A 19,821-nucleotide genomic window follows, 5' to 3' on the forward strand; every position below is an offset into this window, starting at 1 on the left:
ACGATCACACGGGCACCCTGACCCCGCAGCGACTCCGCACAGCCCTTGCCCACATCGCCGTAACCGCACACCACCGCGGTCTTGCCGCCGATCAGAGTGTCCGTCGCACGGTTGATGCCGTCGACCAGCGAATGCCGGCAACCGTACTTGTTGTCGAACTTCGACTTCGTCACCGCGTCGTTCACATTGATCGCCGGGAACAGAAGGACACCGTCGCGCTGCATCTCGTACAGACGGTGCACACCCGTCGTCGTCTCCTCGGTGACACCGCGGATCTCGGAGGCCAGCTGGGTCCACTTCTGGGGGTTCTCGCCCAGGGTGCGGTGCAGCAGCTGGAGGATGACGCGGTGCTCGTCGGACTCGGCGGTCTCCAGGCCGGGGACCTTGCCGTCCTTCTCGTACTCGACGCCCTTGTGGACGAGGAGGGTGGCGTCGCCGCCGTCGTCGAGGATCATGTTCGGGCCGCCGGTGGGGCTGTCCGGCCAGGTCAGCGCCTGCTCGGTGCACCACCAGTACTCCTCCAGGGTCTCGCCCTTCCAGGCGAAGACCGGGACGCCCTGCGGGGCGTCGGGGGTGCCGTTCGGGCCGACGGCGATGGCGGCGGCGGCGTGGTCCTGGGTGGAGAAGATGTTGCAGGAGGCCCAGCGGACCCGGGCGCCGAGGGCGACCAGGGTCTCGATGAGGACGGCGGTCTGCACGGTCATGTGCAGGGAGCCGGTGATACGGGCGCCGGCGAGGGGCTGCGCCTCGGCGTACTCCTTGCGGATCGCCATCAGGCCCGGCATCTCGTGCTCGGCGAGGGAGATCTCCTTGCGGCCGAACTCGGCCAGGGACAGGTCGGCGACCTTGAAGTCCTGTCGGTTGTCGACAGTCGTCATTGCGAGCTGCTCCTCGGGGTTGGGTCGAGGTGGGTACGGCTGGTCTGCGCGGCGGCGGGCACAGGGGTGCCCGAAAGAGGACACAGGCATGCCCACGTACGCGCAGCGCAGTCCGTCGGAGGCCCTCTCTCCCTCGGCCGGCCCGCGCTGGGCCGCCCGACCGCCATCAGCAGCGACGTCTGGCTCCGTCCCAAGCTACACCGGACGGCCCGGTCGACCCCAGTCCGCCTCCGGTCGGTTCGAACGGTCCGAAAGGCGGTTTCGGGGTGCGGCGTGGGGCAGGAGCGGGCCGACGGGGGTGCGGGAAACCGTGGTACGGGAGCCCACAGACCGGCGCGAACAGGAACTTTCGCATCTTGGGGCCGTCGGTGGGGTGGTGCAGGATGCAGGGGCACCGGGGCCGTCCGGCTCCGCTCGCGGGGTGTCGGGGACGGCGCCTCGTGCGACGAAGGCGTTAGGAGATCGACGTGACCAGTCCGGCCGGCCCTCCCTCCATGGATGGCCGCGATGACGAGCGGCGGCAGGTGAAGCTGCTGGCGGTGACCGCCTGCCCGACCGGCATCGCGCACACCTACATGGCGGCGGAGAAGCTCGCACAGGCCGCGGCGAGCCGCGGCATCGAGATGAAAGTGGAGACCCAGGGATCGATCGGGGCCGAGAACGTTCTCGATGACAACGATGTCAGAAGCGCGGACGGCGTCATCGTCGCCGCCGACAAGGACGTCGACCTGAGCCGCTTCGCGGGCAAGCGGGTGCTGACGGTCGGGGTGGCCGAGGGCATCCACCGTCCCGAGCAGCTGATCGAGCGGGTGCGGTCGGCGCCCGTCCATGCGCCGGGCGGGGCTGCGGGCGGTTCGGCCGCGGTGCCCGCCCGTGGCGATGGCGGTGGCGGCGGCAAGGAACGGGGGCCGGTGTACAAGGCGCTGATGAACGGCGTGTCGTACATGATCCCGTTCGTCGTCGTCGGCGGTCTGCTGATCGCGGTCTCGCTGGCGCTCGGCGGGCATGCGACGGCGAAGGGTTATGTGATCCCGGACGGCACGTTCTGGGCGCATGTCAACGCGATCGGCGGGATCGGCTTCCAGCTGATGATCCCGATCCTGTCCGGCTATATCGCCTACGCCATCGCCGACCGGCCCGCGCTGGTGCCGGGCATGATCGGCGGCTGGATCGCCAACACGGGCGCACTGTACGACTCCCAGGCGGGTGCGGGCTTCATCGGGGCGATCGTGACCGGGTTCCTCGCCGGGTATCTGGTGTCGTGGATCAAGAAGGTCCGGGTGCCGAGGTTCGTGCAGCCGATCATGCCGATCATCGTGATCCCGATCGTGGCGACGACGGCGCTCGGGCTGTTCTTCATCTATGTCATCGGCAAGCCCATCTCATGGGTGTTCGAGCACCTGACGAGCTGGCTCGGCGGGATGACGGGGACGAGTGCGATTCTGCTCGGCGCGATTCTGGGGCTGATGATCGCGTTCGACATGGGCGGGCCGGTCAACAAGACGGCGTTCCTGTTCGGTGCGGGGCTCATCGCGAGCGGCAACCAGACGGTGATGGGCATGTGTGCCGCGGCGATTCCGGTGATGCCGCTCGGACAGGGGCTGGCCACGCTGATCCGCCGGCGGCTGTACACCGAGCAGGAGCGGGAGACGGGGCTGGCGGCACTGTTCATGGGGTGCTTCGGCATCTCCGAGGGTGCGATTCCGTTCGCGGCGGCACGGCCGGCGCAGGTGATTCCGGCGAACATGCTCGGTGGCGCGGTGGCCGGTGCGGTGGCGGGACTGGCCGGGGTGAAGGATGCGGTGCCGCATGGGGGGCCGATCGTGGCGGTGCTGGGCGCGGTGAGCGGGGTGCCGATGTTCTTCGTGGCCGTGGTGATCGGGACGGTGGTCACCGCGTTGGTGACCGTGGCGATGGTTGATGTGAGTGGGCGTCGGGGGGTGTCTGCCGGGGAGTCTGCGGGTGCGGGTGCGTCGCCGGCGGGTACGAGTGGCCCCGCGGACGGTGCGGACGCTCCGCCTGCGGATACGAGTGGCCTGGCGCGCGGTGTGAGTGTGGCGCCGGCCGGTGTCGGTGCGTCGGCTGTGGGTGCCGGGTCTGGGGTGGTTGTGCCCGGTCAGCGGGTGGAGGCTTCGGTGGGCCGGGACGAGGCGGGGGGCTCGGAGAGCTCGGCGCTTGTCTCGGCGGGCGGGGACGACGCGGCGGAGGGCAGCCGGGCCGAGGTGTTGTCCGGGTATCTCGATGAGCGGACCGTGCAGGGCACGCTCGGAGCGGTGGAGAAGGACGCCGCGATCCGGGAGATGGCGGAACTGCTCGCTCGGAGTGGAAAGGTCGCCGACGTGGACGAGCTGGTGGCGACCGCGTTGCGGCGCGAGGCGCAGGGGACGACCGGGCTCGGTGAGGAGATAGCGATCCCCCATGCGAAGACGGATGCGGTGACCGCCCCGGTCGTCGGTTTCGCCCGGTCGGCCGAGGGGGTCGAGTGGGGTTCGCTGGACGGTACGAAGGCCCGGCTGATCTTCATGATCGCCGTACCGGAGGCGGCCGCGGGGGACGAGCACCTGCGGATCCTCGCGCTGCTCTCGCGCAAGCTGATGGATCCCGGCTTCCGGGAGCGGCTGCTCGCTGCCCCGGACGAGGCGGCGGTGCTCGACGCGTTCGGCGAGGTGGGGTGACCTTTCGGTGAGGGGTCCGGTTTGGTCACTCGGTGAGGGGGTGAGTCCCTCGGGTCAGGTGAGTCCGGTGAAGTGAGCAGACGGTGCGGGTTGCCCTCGCCCTGGCCGCCGGCCTCTGGACCGGGACCCGCCCGCTCGGGGCGGCGTCGCGCCATCAGGGGTCGGCGCCCGCCCGGGACCGGGCCGCGTGCCCGGGGCCGGGCTTGCCTCCCTGGCTCGGGACCGCTGCGGGGCGCGGGCCGGCGCACTCGGGTCGGGGCCCGCACGCTTCAGGGAAAGGCCCACCTTCTCTGGTTCACATGCCCGCGCGCGCTCGGGGCCAGCCCGCTCCGGTTCACTGCCCGCACGCTCCGGGGCGGGCCGCTCTGGTCCGAGCCCCGCCCCGCCCTCGTCCCCGGGCCCGCGGGCTCTTGGGTGCTGTGGACGAGGGCTCAGTGTTCGGTTGTGTGGGGGGCCGGGCCGCCCGGGGTTGCCTCCGGGTCCGGGCCCTTGGCGGCCTCGGCCTCGCTGTAGATGTCCGGTTCGAGGTAGATCACGCGGGCGATGGGGACGGCGGCGCGGATGCGAGCCTCGGCGGCGTTGATGGCGCCGGCGACCTCCGCGGCCGTGTCGTCGTGCTGGACGGCGATCTTGGCGGCGATCAGGAGCTCCTCGGGGCCGAGGTGCAGCGTGCGCATGTGGATGACGCCGGTGACGGTGTCGCCGTCGACGGTCGCCTCCTGGATCTTCTTGATCACATCGAGGCCCGCCGCCTCGCCGAGCAGCAGCGACTTGGTCTCGGCGGCCAGGACCAGGGCGATCAGGACGAGCAGGACGCCGATGCAGACGGTGCCGATGCCGTCCCAGATGCCGTCGCCGGTGAGCACGGCCAGGCCGACGCCGAGGAGGGCGAGGACCAGGCCGATGAGCGCGCCGAAGTCCTCCAGCAGGACGACGGGCAGCTCGGGCGCCTTGGCGCGGCGGATGAACTGCGCCCAGGACAGTCTGCCGCGCAGTTCGTTGGACTCCTTGATGGCCGTGCGGAAGGAGAAGCCCTCGGCGATGACCGCGAAGACCAGGACGCCCACCGGCCAGTACCAGTGCTCCACTTCGTGCGGGTGGCTGATCTTCTCGTAGCCCTCGTAGATGGCGAACATGCCGCCGATGGAGAAGAGGACGATCGAGACCAGGAAGGCGTAGATGAACCGTTCACGGCCGTAGCCGAAGGGGTGCTGCGGGGTCGCCTCGCGCTGGGCCTTCTTGCCGCCGATGAGCAGCAGGAACTGGTTGCCGGAGTCGGCGAGCGAGTGGACGCCCTCGGCGAGCATGGAGGAGGAGCCGCTGAACGCGAACGCCACGAACTTCGACGCCGCGATCGCGAGATTGGCGCCGAGTGCTGCCACGATCGCCTTCGTACCGCCTGACGCGCTCATGTGTCCGCGTTGTCCCTTCGCCCGTGTCGTCGCCCTCGTGGCGTGTTCCGGCTTTGCCCGGCCTTTGCCGGTGGGCCATTCTTGCAGCCCGGCCGGGCCCCGGCGCGCCAGGTATCCACAACCCCGGTCATACGATCACAGCGCCGGGTATCCACAACCCCGTCAGACGATCACTGTGGCGCGGAAGACCGTGCCCGCGCCCGAGATCTCCGCCTTCTCGGCGGCCGGTACGAAGACCGACTGCCCCGGCTGCAGCTCGTGCTCGCCCGCGCGGACCGAACCGGCCGTGCAGAGCAGGATCTGCGGGGTGGTGAGGGTGAGGTCATGGGTGCTGCCGCCCTCGGGGAGGACGTACCGGGAGAGACGGAACTCGTCGATCGGTGTCTCGTAGACCTCCTCGCCGTCCGGGGAGGCCTCGGGGCGCAGCACGCCCGGGTCGCCCGGCTCGAAGCGGACCACCCGCAGCAGCTCGGGGACGTCGACGTGCTTGGGGGTCAGGCCGCAGCGCAGCACGTTGTCGGAGTTGGCCATGATCTCGACACCGAGGCCGCTGATGTACGCGTGCGGGATGCCGGCGCCCAGGAACAGGGCCTCGCCCGGCTGCAGGCGGACGTGGTTGAGCAGCATGCCCGCGATGACGCCGGGGTCGCCCGGGAAGTGGTGGGCGAGGACGGCGTAGGGGGCGTGGGCGCCGCCGAGGCGGGTGCAGGCGGCGGTGGTCTCGGTGACCGTCCGGGCCATGTCCTCGGGGTCGGCGGTGAGGATCGCGGTGAGGACCTCACGCAGGGCGGCGTCCTCGGGGTGGGCGTGCAACAGGTCGACGTACGGCTTGAGGGAGGCGACACCGAGCCCGTCGAGCAGGTCGGCGGCCTGGACCGGGTCACGGAAGCCGCACAGGCCGTCGAACTCGGTGAGGGCGCAGATCAGTTCGGGCTTGTGGTTGGCGTCCTTGTAGTTGCGGTGCGGGGCGTCGACCGGGATGCCGCGGCGCTCCTCGTCGGCGTAACCCTCCTTGGCCTGCTCCAGGTTGGGGTGCACCTGGAGGGAGAGGGGGGCGCCGGCGGCGAGGATCTTGAGGAGGAAGGGCAGGCGGGGGCCGAACTTGGCCACCGTCTCCGGGCCCAGTTCGCGCTCCGGGCCGGCGTCGATGACGTCGACGAGTGTCCCGCGTGCGGTGCGCGAGGGGGCTCCCGGGTGCGCGCCCATCCACATCTCCGCCTGCGGTTCACCGGTCGGCTCCACGCCGAGCAGGTGCGGGATGGCGGTGGTGGAACCCCAGGCGTAGGGACGGACGGTGTTTTCGAGGCGGTCCATGTGTCTTCTCTGTCTCCGTACGTACGCGGCTCAGCCGGCGCCTGCGGCCGAGCCGGTTGCCGTGCTGGTCGTGGGCGCGGGTCGGCCGGCCCGGAGCAAAGATCAGGCCCCCGAAGCGAGCGCCAGGTAAACAGCGGCGAAATCCGTGACGGCGATCAGTTCCGCGAGGGTCTCCAGTTCGCCGCCCTCCTCCGGTTCGAGTTCGCTGATCGGCGTGTCGTGGCTGAGAGCCAGGTCACGGGCGGCGGGGGCCGCGGTGAAGCCGGTGAGCGGGCGGTCGCGCAGCAGCACTACGCGCGCGTGCAGTGCGGGCTGTTCCTCGACGCGGTCGCGGAAGAAGTCCTCGGGGTCGGCGCTGGCGGCCAGCGGGCCGGCCAGCAGGGCGCTGTGCGCGGCGAGCGCCTCGGGGAGTTCGGCGACGAGCCCGGGGCGGCCGGCGAGTTCGGCGAGGGCGGCGGCGAAACGGCGCCCGGCGGGGCCCGCCGAGGTCCCTTCCGTCCACACCACGGGGAGCGCGTCGGCGAGTTCGGCGGCCAGGGTCTTGGCCGGGTTGCTGTAGGTGGCGATGGCGGGGCCGCAGCGCTCGGCGACGTGGTCCAGGCGGTCGGCGACCTTCTCCAGGGCCTCCGGCGGGGCGCTGAGCAGGCCGACACGGTCCAACAGGGCGAGCAGTGGGGTGAGCAGCGCCCAGAAGACGCCCGAGGAGGAGGCGGCGAGCGGTTCCGCCTGGTCGTACGGCGCCGTCGCCATCGGTACGAACAGGCCGTGGGCGCCTGCGACCGCCTCCGCGAGCGGGGTGCGGGGCGGAGCAACGGCGACGACCGAGCAACCGCGGCGGTAGGCCTGGTCGGCGAGGAGGGAGAGGCTGGGTTCGGTGCCGTCCGGGGTGGCGATCAGCAGCAGGTCGACGGAGCCGGTCCAGCCCGGCAGTTCCCAGCGCAGGGCGCCCGCGGCCGGGGCGACGCCGGTCGGGGCCAGGCGGACCACGGGGCTGCCGACGCCCGCCAGTGTGCCGAGGAGGTCGGCGGTGTGGGTGGCGGCGGCGCCGGGACCGGCGATGAGGACGGCGCGGGGCCGGCCGTCGGGCTTCAGGTCGCCGACGCCGGCCTCGGCGGCGTGCCGGGCGGCGGTACGGACGCGGGCGCCGGCCTCGGCGGCGCCGCGCAGCAGGCCCCGGCGGTCGGCCTCGGAGAGGCCCTCCGGGGTGTCGAGCAGCGATTCGTCCAGCATGGGCGGAAGCTCCGATCGCCGGGGGTCCTGTGCGGGTTGTCTACGACGTCGAGGGCGTCGTCACTCGGGGCGGCGGGCCTCGTCCACGAGGAGGACCGGGATGCCGTCGCGGACGGGGTAGGCGAGGCCGCAGTCCTGGCTCGTGCAGACCAGCTCGCTGTCCTGCTCCTTGAGGGGGGCGTGGCAGGCCGGGCAGGCGAGGATCTCCAGGAGGCCGGCTTCGAGCGGCATGGGGTGTCCCTTCGAGGGCGGGGTTTTCTTTGGCCGGTGGTCAGCGTACCGCTGGTGGGCGGGCTGAGCTGGGCTCACGTGCCGCCCAGGGGTCCGCCGGGTCGGCGGGGAGGCGAGGGCCCGGCGGCGTCGGCCGAGGCCGCCGGGAAAGTGCTGGCTGCAAAGTCAGGCCCTGATGATCGCCAGCGCCTCGTCGCGGATCTTGATCATCGTCGCCTCGTCCTTCGCCTCCGCGTTCAGACGGAGCAGGGGCTCGGTGTTGGAGGGGCGGACGTTGAACCACCAGTCGGGGGCGGCGACGGTGAGGCCGTCGAGGTCGTCGAGGGTGATGTCGGCGCGGCCCTCGTACGCGGAGCGGATCGCGGCGAGGCGGGCGGACTGGTCGGCGACCGTGGAGTTGATCTCGCCGGAGCCGGTGTAGCGGTCGTACTGGGCGACGAGGGAGGAGAGGGGGCCGTCCTGGCCGCCGAGAGCCGCGAGGACGTGCAGGGCGGCCAGCATGCCCGTGTCGGCGTTCCAGAAGTCCTTGAAGTAGTAGTGCGCGGAGTGCTCGCCGCCGAAGATGGCGCCGGTGCGGGCCATCTCGGCCTTGATGAAGGAGTGGCCGACGCGGGTGCGGACCGGGGTGCCGCCGTGCTCCTTCACGACCTCGGGGACCGTACGGGACGTGATCAGGTTGTGGATGATCGTGCCCTTGCCGCCGTTGCGGGCCAGCTCGCGCCTGGCCACCAGGGCGGTGATCGCGGACGGGGAGACCGGGTCGCCGTTCTCGTCCACGACGAAGCAGCGGTCGGCGTCGCCGTCGAAGGCGATGCCCAGGTCGGCGCCCTCCGCGGGGACGCGCTTCTGCAGGTCCACGAGGTTGGCGGGGTCGAGCGGGTTGGCCTCGTGGTTGGGGAAGGTGCCGTCCAGTTCGAAGTACATCGGGACGAGGGTCAGGGGCAGGCCGGCGAAGACCGTGGGGACCGTGTGGCCGCCCATGCCGTTGCCGGCGTCGACCACGACCTTCAGGGGGCGGACGGAGGTCAGGTCGACCAGGGAGCGGAGGTGCGCCGCGTACTCGTCCAACGTCTCGCGGGAGGACAGGGTTCCCGGCCGGGCCACCGCTTCCGGGGCTCCCGACTCCAGCCAGTGCTCGACCAGTTCACGGATCTGCGCGAGGCCGGTGTCCTGGCCGACCGGGGCGGCGCCCGCGCGGCACAGCTTGATGCCGTTGTACTGGGCGGGGTTGTGGGAGGCGGTGAACATCGCGCCGGGCAGGTTCAACGCGCCCGAGGCGTAGTACAGCTGGTCCGTGGAGCACAGGCCGATCTCGGTGACGTCCACACCGCGGTCCGCCGCGCCGCGGGCGAAGGCACGGGTGAGGCCGGGGGACGAGGGCCGCATGTCGTGGCCGACGACGATCGCCGCCGCTCCTGTCACCTCCGCGAAGGCGGCGCCGAACAGTCCGGCCAGTGACTCGTCCCACTGGTCCGGGACCACTCCGCGTACGTCGTACGCCTTCACGATCTGCGACAGATCAGCAGTCACGGCCAACCCTCCTGAAAGTCCTATGGGTGCCCACAAACTACCCGTTGGGGGTAAGGGCGAGGTGTGCGGACACCAAGGTCGACGCCCAGTGGTGCCCGAGAGGGGTCGGGCGGAATGGGTGGCTCAGTTGTCCGGAGAGCGCAGAACTCGCAGGTGGCCGCGGCGGGCGACCTCCATGGGGTCGGCCGTACGGCCTCCGCCGCCGCCCGCCTCGGCCGCGCGCTCCTGGGGCCGGGCCGCCTCGCGTACGGCGTTGGCAAGCGCTTCCAGATCGTCTCCGCTGGGCCGCGCGGGAGCGGAACCGTCGAGGAGGCGTACGACCTCCCAGCCACGGGGGGCGGTGAGGCGCTCGGAGTGCTCGGCGCACAGGTCGTAGCAGTGCGGCTCGGCGTAGGTGGCGAGCGGGCCGAGGACCGCGGTCGAGTCGGCGTAGACGTACGTCAGCGTCGCGACGGCGGGTCGGCCGCAGGCGGTGCGCGAACAGCGACGTACAGGGCTCACGACGTTGGACGGTACCGCACTCTTGAGCGGGCCGCGACGACTCTCCACCACGTCACTCCACTGTGTCGTGCTGTGAAACGCCCCACACACCCCTTCGGGGAGGCCTTGTTGACCTGCAAGGACGGGGGCTCGGAAAGTTTTGGGCGGGACCCGGTATGGTCATGAGTCAGTACAAACACCGTCAATTGCCGTGAGTTGGCGGTCTTGGAGGGTTACGGAAACGCGCCATTCGTTGGCTGGAATGGTCATCCTGTGACATGGGGGTGCATGCGGCCGATCGGCGGAGCATGGGCCGATCGGCGGCGGGCTGATCGGCGCTGGGTGCCGGTGGTCAGAACCGGCGGTCGAAGCCGGGGACCGGAGGCGGGGGTCCGGGCGGACGTGGCTGGTTGCGGTGCGGGGCCGGGTGGGTTGCCGTGTGGGGCCGGGCGGGCGGAGCCTGCGGGGACTACGCTTCCCCAGTGATGGACAACCGTGTACCGCCCCGCGCCGCCGGCCCCGGGCCCCGTCGCCGTGATCGTCACGGGCGGGGCATGCGGGGGCCGATCGCACCGCCGCAGGTGCCGCTCGCGGCCAGCCGTGCCGATGTGTTCGCGGACCTGGTGCAGGACTCCGTGGACCGTCTTGAGCGGCGGTGGCCGCAGCTGGCCGACTTCGATTTCCTCGTGTTGGAGGTGCCCCGGCTGGAGGGGCGGGCCGAGCAGGCGTGGAGCGACGAGGCCGTGCCGTTGGGCGGGGTCGTTCCTGCGCGCGACGGGCGGCGGGCGCGGGTGGTGGTGTACCGGCGGCCGGTGGAGATCCGGACGAAGGGGCGGGACGAGCGGGCCGCGCTGGTGCATGAAGTGGTGGTCGAGCAGGTCGCCGAGCTGCTGGGGCTGACTCCGGAGACCGTGGATCCGCGGTACGGGGAGGATTAGAGAGAGGGGGGACCCACCCCCTCTCCCGCCGGCACCTGCCCCGCACCGCACCGGCGCCACGGGACGCCCGTCTCACTTCTGCAGGATCGACAGGTCCTCCGTCGTCTTCGGTACGGCCACCATTCCCCGGTCGTACGGGAGCGTTTGGACGGTGAAGCCGGGGACTGCTGCCTCGGTGGCCGTGAGGGTGCGGGAGGCGTAGGCGGGGCCGCCGGAGACGGTTTCGACGGTGAGGGCGTAGCTGCCCCTGAGGCCGGCCGGGGCAGGGACCGGGACGTTCTGCGTGGTGCCGGATTTGATCGTGTACGTCTTCGTGGTCGCCGTGCCGCCCTCGCTGCCCGCCGAGGCGGTGACCCTCACCGTGGTGGCGGCGGTGGGCGCCGTCAGGGCGAGGGTCGTGCCCTTGGCGCTGTTGTCGGCCGATGTCGCGCGGGTGCCGACGGGGGCGGTGGCCGGGATGAAGGCCGTCTCCTGCTTGTCGCCCCTGCCCCTGACCACCCGGAGGGCCGCCACCACCGGCACCGACTGGTCCGTGGGGGTCAGGACGAGCGAGCCCGCCTCGCCTCTGGTCACGGCGCCGAGATCGGCCGTGGTCGTCATCCCCGACTTCACGTGCAGGGACTCGTTGCCCGCCGGGGTGATCAGGCCGTCCGGTGAGGCCAGGCGGACCTTCAGGTCGGCGTCGTCGCCGCCGGGTGTGAAGGCGATCAGACGGACGTCGGTGGCGTCCTTCGGGATGCCGGGCAGGACCAGGCTGCCGGCCGGGTCGGCGGCCGCGGCCAGCCAGTCGCCGCCCGCCTTGTCGTCCAGGGCCTGCACGGACGCGCCGACCCGGCCGCTGCGCACGCTGACGTGCACGGTCAGGTCGGCCTGCCGTTCGTCGGTGAGCGTGGAGAGCAGGATCGGCTTGCTCGCGTGCGGCGCGATGGTCTGGTTCTCGCCGAGCGGGGACTTGATCGCGCCGTCCTTGCCGTACAGCTCGATGTCGACGACCGCTGCGGAGTCGTCGGGATTGGTCAGGTGGACGTAGTCGGTGCGGCCGGTGGCCGTGCTCGCGCCCGGGAACCAGAAGTCGGTGTCGGCGGCCGTGCAGTTGACGCCCTGGAGGCCGCGGCCAGTGCCGGCGGCGACCTCGGTGGTCTCCTGGACGGTCCAGCCGGGTGCGAACTTGCCGTCGGCGGTGCCGATGAGTGCGGGCGCGTCGGCGCCGGAGGTGTCACCGGTGACCGGTGTGCCCGGTGCCTTGGGGGTGAGCACCGGCTTGTCCGCCGGCTTCTTCCCGCCCTTGGAACCCTTGGCGTCCTTGGAGCCCTTGCCGGTCCCGGAGTTGCCCGTGCCGTCCGCGGTCTGCTCGTCTGCCGCCTGGAGTTGGGCCTTGCCGCTGCTCGGCGTGGACCGGGTGACGGGCGTGAACGACGTGTACGCCGTGTCGGCGATGTCCGAGATGCTCGGCGCCGGGCAGAGCAGGCTCGTGCGCTGCACCGGCAGGTTCGCGGCCGGTTCGGGGGCGGCGGCCCCGGACGCGGACGGGCCGTCGAGCGCGGCGAACGCGGTGACGGCGGCCAGCGCGGTGGTGGCGGCGATCAGGGACAGGGTCGTGCGGTTCACTGCTGGCTCCCGTCGGGGCGCTCGCTGCCGGTGCCGTGGGGGTGCTGGGCCGGGTCGTAGCCCTGCTGGGCGGGGTCGTACGACGGGTCGTAGCCCTGTTGGTAGGCCGTCGGGTCGTACGGCATCCGGCCGGCCGTGCCGCCGTAGGCGTACGGGTCGTACTGGCCCGTCTGGTACGGGTCGGCGGCCGGGTATGCCTGCTGGTCGTAGCCGGAGGGCTGGTACGGGGTGCCGGTCTGGTACTGGTCGGTTCCGTAGCCCGCGTATCCGGCGTTCCCGTAGGAGCCCTGGTCCCAGCCGTCGTAGGACTGCTGGTGCGGTACGGCGGCCGGGGGCTCCTCGGGCTGCGGGGGCGCGGCGGGCTGCTCGTCGGCGGCCTGTTCCTCGGCCTGGGCGCGCAGGCGGCGGGCGCGGCGGCCCTCGCCGGCGGCGGCCTGGGCGGGCAGCGGCACCTCCTCGGGCAGGTCGTCGTCGACGTCGCGGCGGCGGCCGGGCAGGGCGAGGACGACCAGGACGACGGCGAGCGCGCCCTGGGCCCAGAGCCAGGCGGTGTGGGTGAGCGGGTCGGCGTAGGTGACGTCCAGCCTGCCGCTGTCGGCGGGCAGTCGGAAGCCCTGGGCCCAGCCGTCGACCGTGGTACGGGTGAGCGGCTTGCCGTTCAGGGTGGCCGTCCAGCCGGCGGAGGCGGTGTCGGCGAGGCGCAGCACGCGGCTGCCCGAACCGGCGGGGACGGTGGTGTGGATCTCCACCGGCCCGGCGCTGACCGACTGGGCGGTGCCCGAGCCGCCGGCGGGGACGATGGTGGCGCGGGACACCTCCTGGTCGACGCGGTACAGGGCGCTGCCGTGCTGCTGGCTGAGCCGGGTCAGGCCGGGGGTGGTGTCGAGGACGCGGGTGATGTCGCGGGGCGCGCCCTTGTGGACGAGGACGTAGCGCACGGCGAAGCCGCCGAGTTCGTCGGTCTGGTCGGCGCCGGAGCCGGCGACGAGGTTGGCGACGACCTTGTCCAGCCGGGTGTTCCGGCCGTCGGCGGCACCGGCCTCGGCGTCGCCCATACGGGCACCGGAGCCGCGGACCAGGGTGTAGCGCACGCGCGCGGTGGAGTCGCTGTCCAGGATCAGGGTGCGGGCCCGGTCGCCGGTGGTGGAGTCCTCGGCGACGAACGCGGGCACCTGGGTGGGGTCGCGGCGCTCCAGGGGCCCGTCGGCGCCGCGGATCATCCAGCCGGCGGCGACGAGCAGCGGGCCCGCGGCGCAGGCGAAGGCGATCAGGGCGGCGACGGGCTGGCGCCAGCCGAAGCTCTGCTCGGCGACACGCGCGCGTGCGCCGTCGGCGCCGAGGGCGGCCGCGGCCAGCAGGGCGATGCCGTAGACGAGGGTGGCCGGTCCGGCCCAGGCGGACCTGTTGGACAGGACGGCGAAGACGAGGGCCACCAGGGCGACCGCCCAGGCGGTGCGGATGGCCGGCTGCCGCTCGGAGCGCAGCAGCGCGGCGAGGGCGGCGAGGACGATGCCGATGAGCATGACGCCCTGCACGGTGCCGGGGCCGCCGGGGCTGGCGCCGAGCAGGTCGAGCGCGGAGGCCGCCGAAGGGTCGTACGCCAGGCCCGCTTCCTTGAAGAACCCGGCCGGGAACAGGGTCAGCGACCAGGGGGCGAGGAGCAGCAGCGGGGTGCCGAGCTGGGCGAGGAAGCGCAGGGCGTGGGCGACGAGGTCGCCGCGGCGCAGGACGAGCACGCCGGTGCCGAGGAGCAGCGCGATGGGCCACACGATCGGCGTGAAGGCGGTGGTGATGGTCAGCAGCAGCGCATACGCCCAGGTGGCGCGCCAACTGCCGCGGGCGCCGGAGCGGTTCGTGAGGCCGCTCGCGGCGAGGCCGGCGCGGGCGATCAGCGGCAGCAGCACGGCGAGGACGGCGGTGCCGATGCGGCCGCCGGCCAGGGCGCCGGTGGTGGCGGGCAGGAAGGCGTAGGCGATGGCCGCCCAGGCGCGCAGCAGCCGGGAGGTGACGAGCGGCCGGGAGGCGAAGTAGGCGGTGCATCCGGCGAGCGGTACCGAGGCGACCAGCAGGACGGTGACGGCGGGTCCGGTGGAGCCGAACAGCATGCCGGCGAAGGTCGCGAGGACCGCGAGGTAGGGCGGGGCGGACGCGGTGCCGCCCGCGCCGACCGGGTGCCAGGCGTCGGCGAAGCGCGCCCACAGGTCGCCGGCGCCGGCCGGGGCGGGCAGCAGGGCGCCGCCCGCGAGCGCGCCGCCGCTGAGGAGGGCGCGGCAGGCGGTCAGGGAGATGAGCAGGAGCGCGAGGAAGAGCACGGGGCCGGGCTTGCGGGCGATCCGCTTGAGCCGGGCGAACTGCTCGACCTCCAGGAACTCGGCGTCGTCGCCGCCGGGCCCGGACTCGACGGCACCGCCGTGCCGGCCGGCCCGGAAGGTGTCGTCGGAGCCGCTGGTGAAGTTGGCGGCGAGCTGCTCCACGGTGGCCCGGACGGTGGCGCCGGGCGGTGGGAACAGTTGGCGCAGTTCGCCCTTGTCGATCTGCGGGCGTCCGCGGCGGCGCCGGGCGGCGATGATCCGCTCGGGGCGCAGCAGGGTGCTGAGCAGGCCGCGGATCTCGTCGACGGCCTGGCCGGGCACCTTGCCGACGAGATAGGCGACGGTCCGCAGGACGGTGCCGAGGACGAGCCGCAGCAGCACCCAGGGCAGCGCGGCGCCACGGGAGTTGACGAGCAGGGTGTAGACGGCGCCGGCCTTGTCGACCTTGTGCGGGGAGGCGGCGGTGCGGCCGACGCAGTCGACGGTACGGCGCTCGCGGGAGGCGGCCTCGGCGTGCCGGACGACGGCGTCGGGGGCGATCAGGACGCGGTGGCCGGCGGCGTGGGCGCGCCAGCACAGGTCGACGTCGTCGCGCATCAGGGGCAGCCGGCGGTCGAAGCCGCCGAGCTGTTCGAAGACGTCGCGGCGGATGAGCATGCCGGCGGTGGAGACGGACAGCACGGTGCGGACGTGGTCGTGCTGGCCCTGGTCCTGTTCGCGGCGGTCCAGGCCGGTCCAGCGGCGGCCGGAGTTGGCGATGGAGACGCCGACCTCCAGCAGCTGCCGGCGGTCGTACCAGCCGCGCAGCTTGGGGCCGACGACCGCCACGTCGTCGCGGCCCAGCTCCAGTTCGGTGTCGACGACCCGCAGCAGCTGGGCGAGGGCGTCGGGTTCGGGGGCGCAGTCGTCGTGCAGCAGCCAGAGCCACTGGATGGGCTCGCCGTGCGGCAGTTCGGGCAGGTCGTAGGCGTCGTCGCGCCAGGAGCGGGTGACCGGGTCCCAGCCGCTGGGGCGTTTGAGGTACGGCAGCTCTTCCGGGGTGAGGACCGGGGCGGTGCGGCTCGCCTCCTCGACGGCCTGGCCGAAGCCGGTGCGCCGGGCGAGGTGCAGGACGCCCGCGTCGCCGAGGGCGTCGGTGAGCAGCCGGGCGGAGTCGTCCGCGCTGCCGGTGTCGGCGGCCACCGCGTACTGCACGGGGCGCTCCTGCCCGAGCAGCCCGGCGAGGGCGTCGGGCAGCCAGCGGGCACCGTCGTGGGCGACGAGGACCGCGGTCACCACGTGACGCGGGAACTCGGGTGGGCTGGCCGGGTCGAACGCTGCGGTGGCAGCGCGGTCTTGCTGGGCTGCCGTATGGCTGTGCACGGACATCGAGGTACGGGCCCCGGTTCGATGGACTGCGGTGGACGCCTGTGCCCTCTCGGGTGCGAGGGGACAGCGGGGCGTCTCGGACGAGCGACCACACTATCGGCTGGCCATGACGACGGCCCGCCGCCTGTGGATAACCCACCGGCGACGGGCCGTTCATGACGTTTTGGGCTGGATGTGCGGTCAGACGGCGGCCTTCTTGAGCCGGCGGCGCTCCCGCTCGGACAGGCCGCCCCAGATGCCGAATCGCTCGTCGTTGGCGAGGGCGTACTCAAGGCATTCGGAGCGGACCTCACAGGCGAGGCAGACCTTCTTCGCCTCTCTGGTGGAGCCGCCCTTCTCGGGGAAGAAGGACTCGGGGTCGGTCTGGGCGCACAGCGCGCGCTCCTGCCAGCCGAGTTCCTCGTCCGCGTCGTCGACCAGCAGTTGCTGCACCAGCTCGGTCATGTGCGCCCCTCGTCTGTCTTTCGCGTCCCCGTGTTGCCGCTACCGATTTCGGCTGAACGACACGAGTGAAATTACAAGTGTGCTGCTCCGGGCGAGTCAAGCCGAGATCTGCTATTGAGTCCGTTATTCACTCTGCGGAACCAAGGCCGTGCGGAAAGTGTTCAAATCGGCATAAACGGAAGGGTCGCCAGACCGTTCAGATGTCTGTACGGAGAAGGACGCCCCTGCGTTCGATCGCGTTCCGCGAGGCCCACGCGCCCGGATGGACGCCATGTGTCCCGGAAGTCGGGTGAACAAACCTTTCACCGCGGAGATGAACCGGATGAGGTGAAACGCGTCCCACATGCCGGTCGCCGAGTTGACAGCGCAGGTGTGAGCCGGTGTCCTAGGGGGCATGCTCGCGCACTCGGCACTCACCTCGACCCGCACCGCCGGGTCCCTCGGTGCTGCCCCGGGTCGCTGTAGCTGTTGTTGCTGTTCCAGCTGTTGAGCCAGACCTGCTCCAGCTGTCGGCCGGGTCACCCGCGGCCCGGTGTTCACCCCCCACTGCCCTTCCTTTTCCGAGGAACCACCGCACCCATGAACAGCGACAACGACCTCCAGATCGCCGGCGACATCCTCGAAGTCCCGCACCTGCTCCAGCCACCGCGCGAGCACCCGGCCACCGTTGCCGAGTTCGTGGGCCTCGCCCGCTCGATCGCCGCCGACCGCTCCCAGTGGGCCCACCTCGTCCGCTACGACGCGACCACCCGCTGGTACCACCGGCTGCGCACCGGCCCCGGCTACGAGCTGTGGCTGCTGTCCTGGGTGCCGGGACAGGGCAGCGGACTGCACGATCACGGCCGTTCCTCCGGTGTCCTGACCGTCCTGGAGGGAACGCTGACCGAACGCACCGCGCGGGGCACGCGCGCGCTCGCGGCGGGAGCACAGCGGGTGTTCGCGCCGGGCTACGTCCACGAGGTCGTCAACGACGCGCTGGAGCCGGCGGTCAGCCTGCACGTCTATCACCCGGGCCTGACGCAGATGCCGATGCACACGACCCCGCACTGCGAGGCTCGTCCGGTGACTGCCTGACGCGTTGTCGTACCCGCCTGCAAGACTTGGCGCATGCGCATTGTGGTTCTGGCAGGCGGCATCGGCGGTGCCCGTTTCCTGCGCGGTCTGAAACGGGCCGTGCCGGACGCGGACGTCACGGTGATCGGCAACACCGGCGACGACATCCACCTCTTCGGGCTGAAGGTCTGCCCCGACCTGGACACGGTGATGTACACGCTGGGCGGCGGCATCAACGAGGAGCAGGGCTGGGGGCGGGCCGACGAGACCTTCCACCTCAAGGAGGAACTGGCGGCCTACGGGGTCGGACCCGAGTGGTTCGGCCTCGGCGACCGGGACTTCGCCACGCACATCGTGCGCACGCAGATGCTCGGCGCGGGCTATCCGCTCAGCGCCGTCACCGAGGCGCTGTGCGACCGCTGGAAGCCGGGCGTGAAGCTGATCCCGATGACCGACGACCGCGTGGAGACCCATGTGGCCGTCGAGACCGAGGGCGAGCGCAAGGCGGTGCACTTCCAGGAGTACTGGGTACGGCTGCGCGCCGGGGTCCCGGCGCACGCGATCGTGCCCGTCGGCGCCGAGCAGGCCAAGCCGGCGCCCGGCGTGCTGGAGGCCATCGCCGAGGCGGACGTCATCCTCTTCCCGCCGTCCAACCCCATCGTGTCCATCGGGACCATCCTCGCCGTGCCCGGCATCCGGGAGGCGATCGCGGACGCGGGCGTGCCCGTGATCGGCCTGTCCCCCATCGTCGGGGACGCGCCGGTGCGCGGCATGGCCGACAAGGTGCTCGCCGCGGTCGGCGTGGAGTCCACCGCCGCCGCGGTCGCCGAGCACTACGGCTCCGGCCTGCTGGACGGCTGGCTGGTCGACACGGTGGACGCGGCCACGGTCGAGCGGGTCGAGGCGGACGGCATCCGCTGCCGCGCCGTGCCGCTGATGATGACCGACGTCGACGCGGCCGCGCAGATGGCGCGGGAGGCGCTGGCGCTGGCCGAGGAGGTGCGGGGAGCATGAGCGAGGAGCGCCCGCAGTACACGGTCCGGGCCCTGTCGGGCATCCCCGAGGTGCAGCCGGGCGACGACCTTGCCAAGCTGATCGCCGCCGCCGAGCCGGACCTGGCCGACGGGGACGTGCTGCTCGTCACGTCCAAGATCGTCTCCAAGGCGGAGGGCCGGGTCGTGCAGGCGGCCGACCGGGAGGCGGCGATCGACGCCGAGACGGTCCGGGTCGTGGCCCGCCGCGGCACCCTCCGCATCGTGGAGAACCGGCAGGGTCTGGTCATGGCCGCGGCCGGGGTCGACGCCTCCAACACCCCCGCCGGTACGGTGCTGTTGCTGCCCGAGGACCCGGACGCGTCCGCGCGGGCGATCCGCACGGGCCTGCGCGAGAGCCTCGGCGTCGACGTGGGTGTGGTCGTCACCGACACCTTCGGGCGTCCCTGGCGCGCGGGGCTCACGGACGTGGCGATCGGCGCCGCCGGCGTGCGCGTGCTGGACGATCTGCGCGGGGGCACGGACGGGCACGGCAACCCGCTCAGCGCGACCGTCGTCGCCACGGCGGACGAGCTGGCCGCCGCCGGCGACCTGGTCAAGGGCAAGGCGACGGGCCGGCCGGTGGCCGTGGTGCGCGGACTGCCGCATGTCGTGGGCGGCGACGACGGCGAGGGCGCGCGGGCACTGGTGCGGACCGCGCGGGACGACATGTTCCGGCTCGGCACGTCCGAAGCGGTCCGCGAGGCGGTGACCCAGCGGCGCACGGTCCGGGCCTTCACGGACGAGCCGGTGGACCCCGGCGCGGTACGGCGCGCGGTGGCGGCGGCGGTCACGGCACCGGCCCCGCACCACACCACGCCCTGGCGGTTCGTCCTGCTGGAGTCGGCGGAGTCCCGGACCCGGCTGCTGGACGCGATGCGGGACGCCTGGATCTCCGACCTGCGCCGGGACGGCAGGAGCGAGGAGTCCATCGCGAAGCGGGTGCGCCGTGGGGACGTGCTCCGCAACGCGCCCTATCTGGTCGTGCCGTGCCTCGTCATGGACGGCTCGCACCACTACGGGGACGCCCGGCGGGACGGTGCCGAGCGGGAGATGTTCGTCGTCGCGATGGGCGCGGGCGTGCAGAACCTGCTGGTCGCGCTGGCCGGGGAGCGGCTGGGCTCGGCGTGGGTGTCCTCCACGATGTTCTGCCGGGACGTCGTGCGCGAGGTGCTCGCGCTGCCCGCGGACTGGGAGCCGATGGGCGCGGTGGCGGTCGGACATCCGGCCGAGGAGGCGAGACCGCGGCCGCAGCGGGACGCGGGCGCGTTCGTCGAGGTGCGGTGAGTTCGCCGTACGCGCTCCTCCGCGAGCGCC

15 protein-coding genes are annotated in these 19,821 nt (G+C 72.6%); 5 read left to right on the top strand and 10 right to left on the bottom strand.

From position 1 onward, the window contains the following. On the bottom strand, positions 1-878 hold an 878-nt coding region (locus ACIGXP_RS30960), incomplete at its 3' end, for an adenosylhomocysteinase (protein ID WP_399773923.1). Between the two features lie 467 nt (positions 879-1,345). On the opposite strand from ACIGXP_RS30960, the gene ACIGXP_RS30965 reads away from it, so the two are divergent. Then, positions 1,346-3,553, top strand: coding sequence for a fructose-specific PTS transporter subunit EIIC (locus ACIGXP_RS30965; protein WP_399773926.1), 2,208 nt, complete (start codon positions 1,346-1,348; stop codon positions 3,551-3,553). A 431-nt stretch (positions 3,554-3,984) separates the two neighbouring features. Here ACIGXP_RS30965 and ACIGXP_RS30970 read toward each other — a convergent pair whose 3' ends face one another. From ACIGXP_RS30970 to ACIGXP_RS30995, 6 genes are all read right to left on the bottom strand, one after another. Then, positions 3,985-4,965 (bottom strand): cation diffusion facilitator family transporter, encoded by a 981-nt coding sequence (locus ACIGXP_RS30970; RefSeq protein ID WP_363216502.1) that lies wholly within the window; start codon positions 4,963-4,965, stop codon positions 3,985-3,987. 162 nt (positions 4,966-5,127) lie between these two features. Then, on the bottom strand, positions 5,128-6,279 hold the full coding sequence (gene manA, locus ACIGXP_RS30975; protein ID WP_363216501.1) for a mannose-6-phosphate isomerase, class I: 1,152 nt from the start codon (positions 6,277-6,279) through the stop codon (positions 5,128-5,130). Positions 6,280-6,381: 102 nt separating this feature from the next. Further along, positions 6,382-7,509, bottom strand: a complete 1,128-nt coding sequence (locus ACIGXP_RS30980) for an SIS domain-containing protein (RefSeq protein ID WP_363216500.1) — start codon at positions 7,507-7,509, stop codon at positions 6,382-6,384. 60 nt (positions 7,510-7,569) lie between these two features. Continuing rightward, positions 7,570-7,740 carry a Trm112 family protein gene (locus ACIGXP_RS30985; RefSeq protein WP_363216499.1) on the bottom strand — a complete coding sequence of 57 codons (171 nt, stop codon included), beginning with the start codon at positions 7,738-7,740 and terminating at the stop codon, positions 7,570-7,572. 165 nt (positions 7,741-7,905) lie between these two features. Continuing rightward, complete coding sequence (locus ACIGXP_RS30990; RefSeq protein ID WP_399773931.1) at positions 7,906-9,270, bottom strand: phosphomannomutase/phosphoglucomutase; 1,365 nt, start codon at positions 9,268-9,270, stop codon at positions 7,906-7,908. A 123-nt stretch (positions 9,271-9,393) separates the two neighbouring features. Then, on the bottom strand, positions 9,394-9,819 hold the full coding sequence (locus tag ACIGXP_RS30995; RefSeq protein ID WP_094216539.1) for a DUF3499 domain-containing protein: 426 nt from the start codon (positions 9,817-9,819) through the stop codon (positions 9,394-9,396). Between the two features lie 416 nt (positions 9,820-10,235). On the opposite strand from ACIGXP_RS30995, the gene ACIGXP_RS31000 reads away from it, so the two are divergent. Then, the gene (locus tag ACIGXP_RS31000) at positions 10,236-10,688 is read left to right on the top strand and encodes a metallopeptidase family protein (protein ID WP_363216506.1); all 453 of its coding nucleotides are present in this window, start codon (positions 10,236-10,238) and stop codon (positions 10,686-10,688) included. A gap of 72 nt (positions 10,689-10,760) precedes the next feature. Here the strand turns inward: ACIGXP_RS31000 and ACIGXP_RS31005 are convergent, their stop codons facing one another. The 3 genes from ACIGXP_RS31005 to ACIGXP_RS31015 all read right to left on the bottom strand — a co-directional run bounded on the left by ACIGXP_RS31005 (position 10,761) and on the right by ACIGXP_RS31015 (position 16,420). Then, a complete protein-coding gene (locus ACIGXP_RS31005) occupies positions 10,761-12,296 on the bottom strand; it encodes a DUF5719 family protein (protein WP_399773934.1) in 1,536 nt (511 codons plus the stop codon). Beyond that, positions 12,293-15,976, bottom strand: a complete 3,684-nt coding sequence (locus tag ACIGXP_RS31010; RefSeq protein ID WP_399773936.1) for a glycosyltransferase family 2 protein — start codon at positions 15,974-15,976, stop codon at positions 12,293-12,295. Before ACIGXP_RS31010 ends, ACIGXP_RS31005 begins: the two co-directional genes overlap by 4 nt. Before the next feature lie 180 nt (positions 15,977-16,156). Beyond that, positions 16,157-16,420 (bottom strand): WhiB family transcriptional regulator, encoded by a 264-nt coding sequence (locus tag ACIGXP_RS31015; RefSeq protein WP_003975777.1) that lies wholly within the window; start codon positions 16,418-16,420, stop codon positions 16,157-16,159. Between the two features lie 579 nt (positions 16,421-16,999). On the opposite strand from ACIGXP_RS31015, the gene ACIGXP_RS31020 reads away from it, so the two are divergent. From ACIGXP_RS31020 to ACIGXP_RS31030, 3 genes are read left to right on the top strand one after another with little or no spacing between them, the layout of a single operon-like run. Beyond that, positions 17,000-17,494 carry a cysteine dioxygenase gene (locus ACIGXP_RS31020; RefSeq protein WP_399773938.1) on the top strand — a complete coding sequence of 165 codons (495 nt, stop codon included), beginning with the start codon at positions 17,000-17,002 and terminating at the stop codon, positions 17,492-17,494. A gap of 33 nt (positions 17,495-17,527) precedes the next feature. Further along, on the top strand, positions 17,528-18,487 hold the full coding sequence (gene cofD / locus ACIGXP_RS31025; RefSeq protein ID WP_363216494.1) for a 2-phospho-L-lactate transferase: 960 nt from the start codon (positions 17,528-17,530) through the stop codon (positions 18,485-18,487). After that, positions 18,484-19,791 (top strand): coenzyme F420-0:L-glutamate ligase, encoded by a 1,308-nt coding sequence (locus ACIGXP_RS31030; RefSeq protein WP_399773942.1) that lies wholly within the window; start codon positions 18,484-18,486, stop codon positions 19,789-19,791. The genes cofD and ACIGXP_RS31030 overlap by 4 nt, the downstream gene beginning before the upstream one ends. Positions 19,792-19,821 lie beyond the last annotated feature (30 nt).

The organism is Streptomyces sp. NPDC053069, assembly GCF_044546895.1.
In the GTDB taxonomy this organism is placed as follows: domain Bacteria; phylum Actinomycetota; class Actinomycetes; order Streptomycetales; family Streptomycetaceae; genus Streptomyces.

Excerpts from the sequence above, each read along its gene's own strand:
- ACIGXP_RS30970 (WP_363216502.1), bottom strand. The coding sequence starts at position 4,965 with ATGAGCGCGTCAGGCGGTACGAAGGCGATCGTGGCAGCACTCGGCGCC.
- manA (WP_363216501.1), bottom strand. The coding sequence starts at position 6,279 with ATGGACCGCCTCGAAAACACCGTCCGTCCCTACGCCTGGGGTTCCACC.
- ACIGXP_RS30980 (WP_363216500.1), bottom strand. The coding sequence starts at position 7,509 with ATGCTGGACGAATCGCTGCTCGACACCCCGGAGGGCCTCTCCGAGGCC.
- ACIGXP_RS30985 (WP_363216499.1), bottom strand. The coding sequence starts at position 7,740 with ATGCCGCTCGAAGCCGGCCTCCTGGAGATCCTCGCCTGCCCGGCCTGC.
- ACIGXP_RS31000 (WP_363216506.1), top strand. The coding sequence starts at position 10,236 with ATGGACAACCGTGTACCGCCCCGCGCCGCCGGCCCCGGGCCCCGTCGC.
- ACIGXP_RS31010 (WP_399773936.1), bottom strand. The coding sequence starts at position 15,976 with ATGTCCGTGCACAGCCATACGGCAGCCCAGCAAGACCGCGCTGCCACC.
- ACIGXP_RS31015 (WP_003975777.1), bottom strand. The coding sequence starts at position 16,420 with ATGACCGAGCTGGTGCAGCAACTGCTGGTCGACGACGCGGACGAGGAA.
- ACIGXP_RS31020 (WP_399773938.1), top strand. The coding sequence starts at position 17,000 with ATGAACAGCGACAACGACCTCCAGATCGCCGGCGACATCCTCGAAGTC.
- cofD (WP_363216494.1), top strand. The coding sequence starts at position 17,528 with ATGCGCATTGTGGTTCTGGCAGGCGGCATCGGCGGTGCCCGTTTCCTG.
- ACIGXP_RS31030 (WP_399773942.1), top strand. The coding sequence starts at position 18,484 with ATGAGCGAGGAGCGCCCGCAGTACACGGTCCGGGCCCTGTCGGGCATC.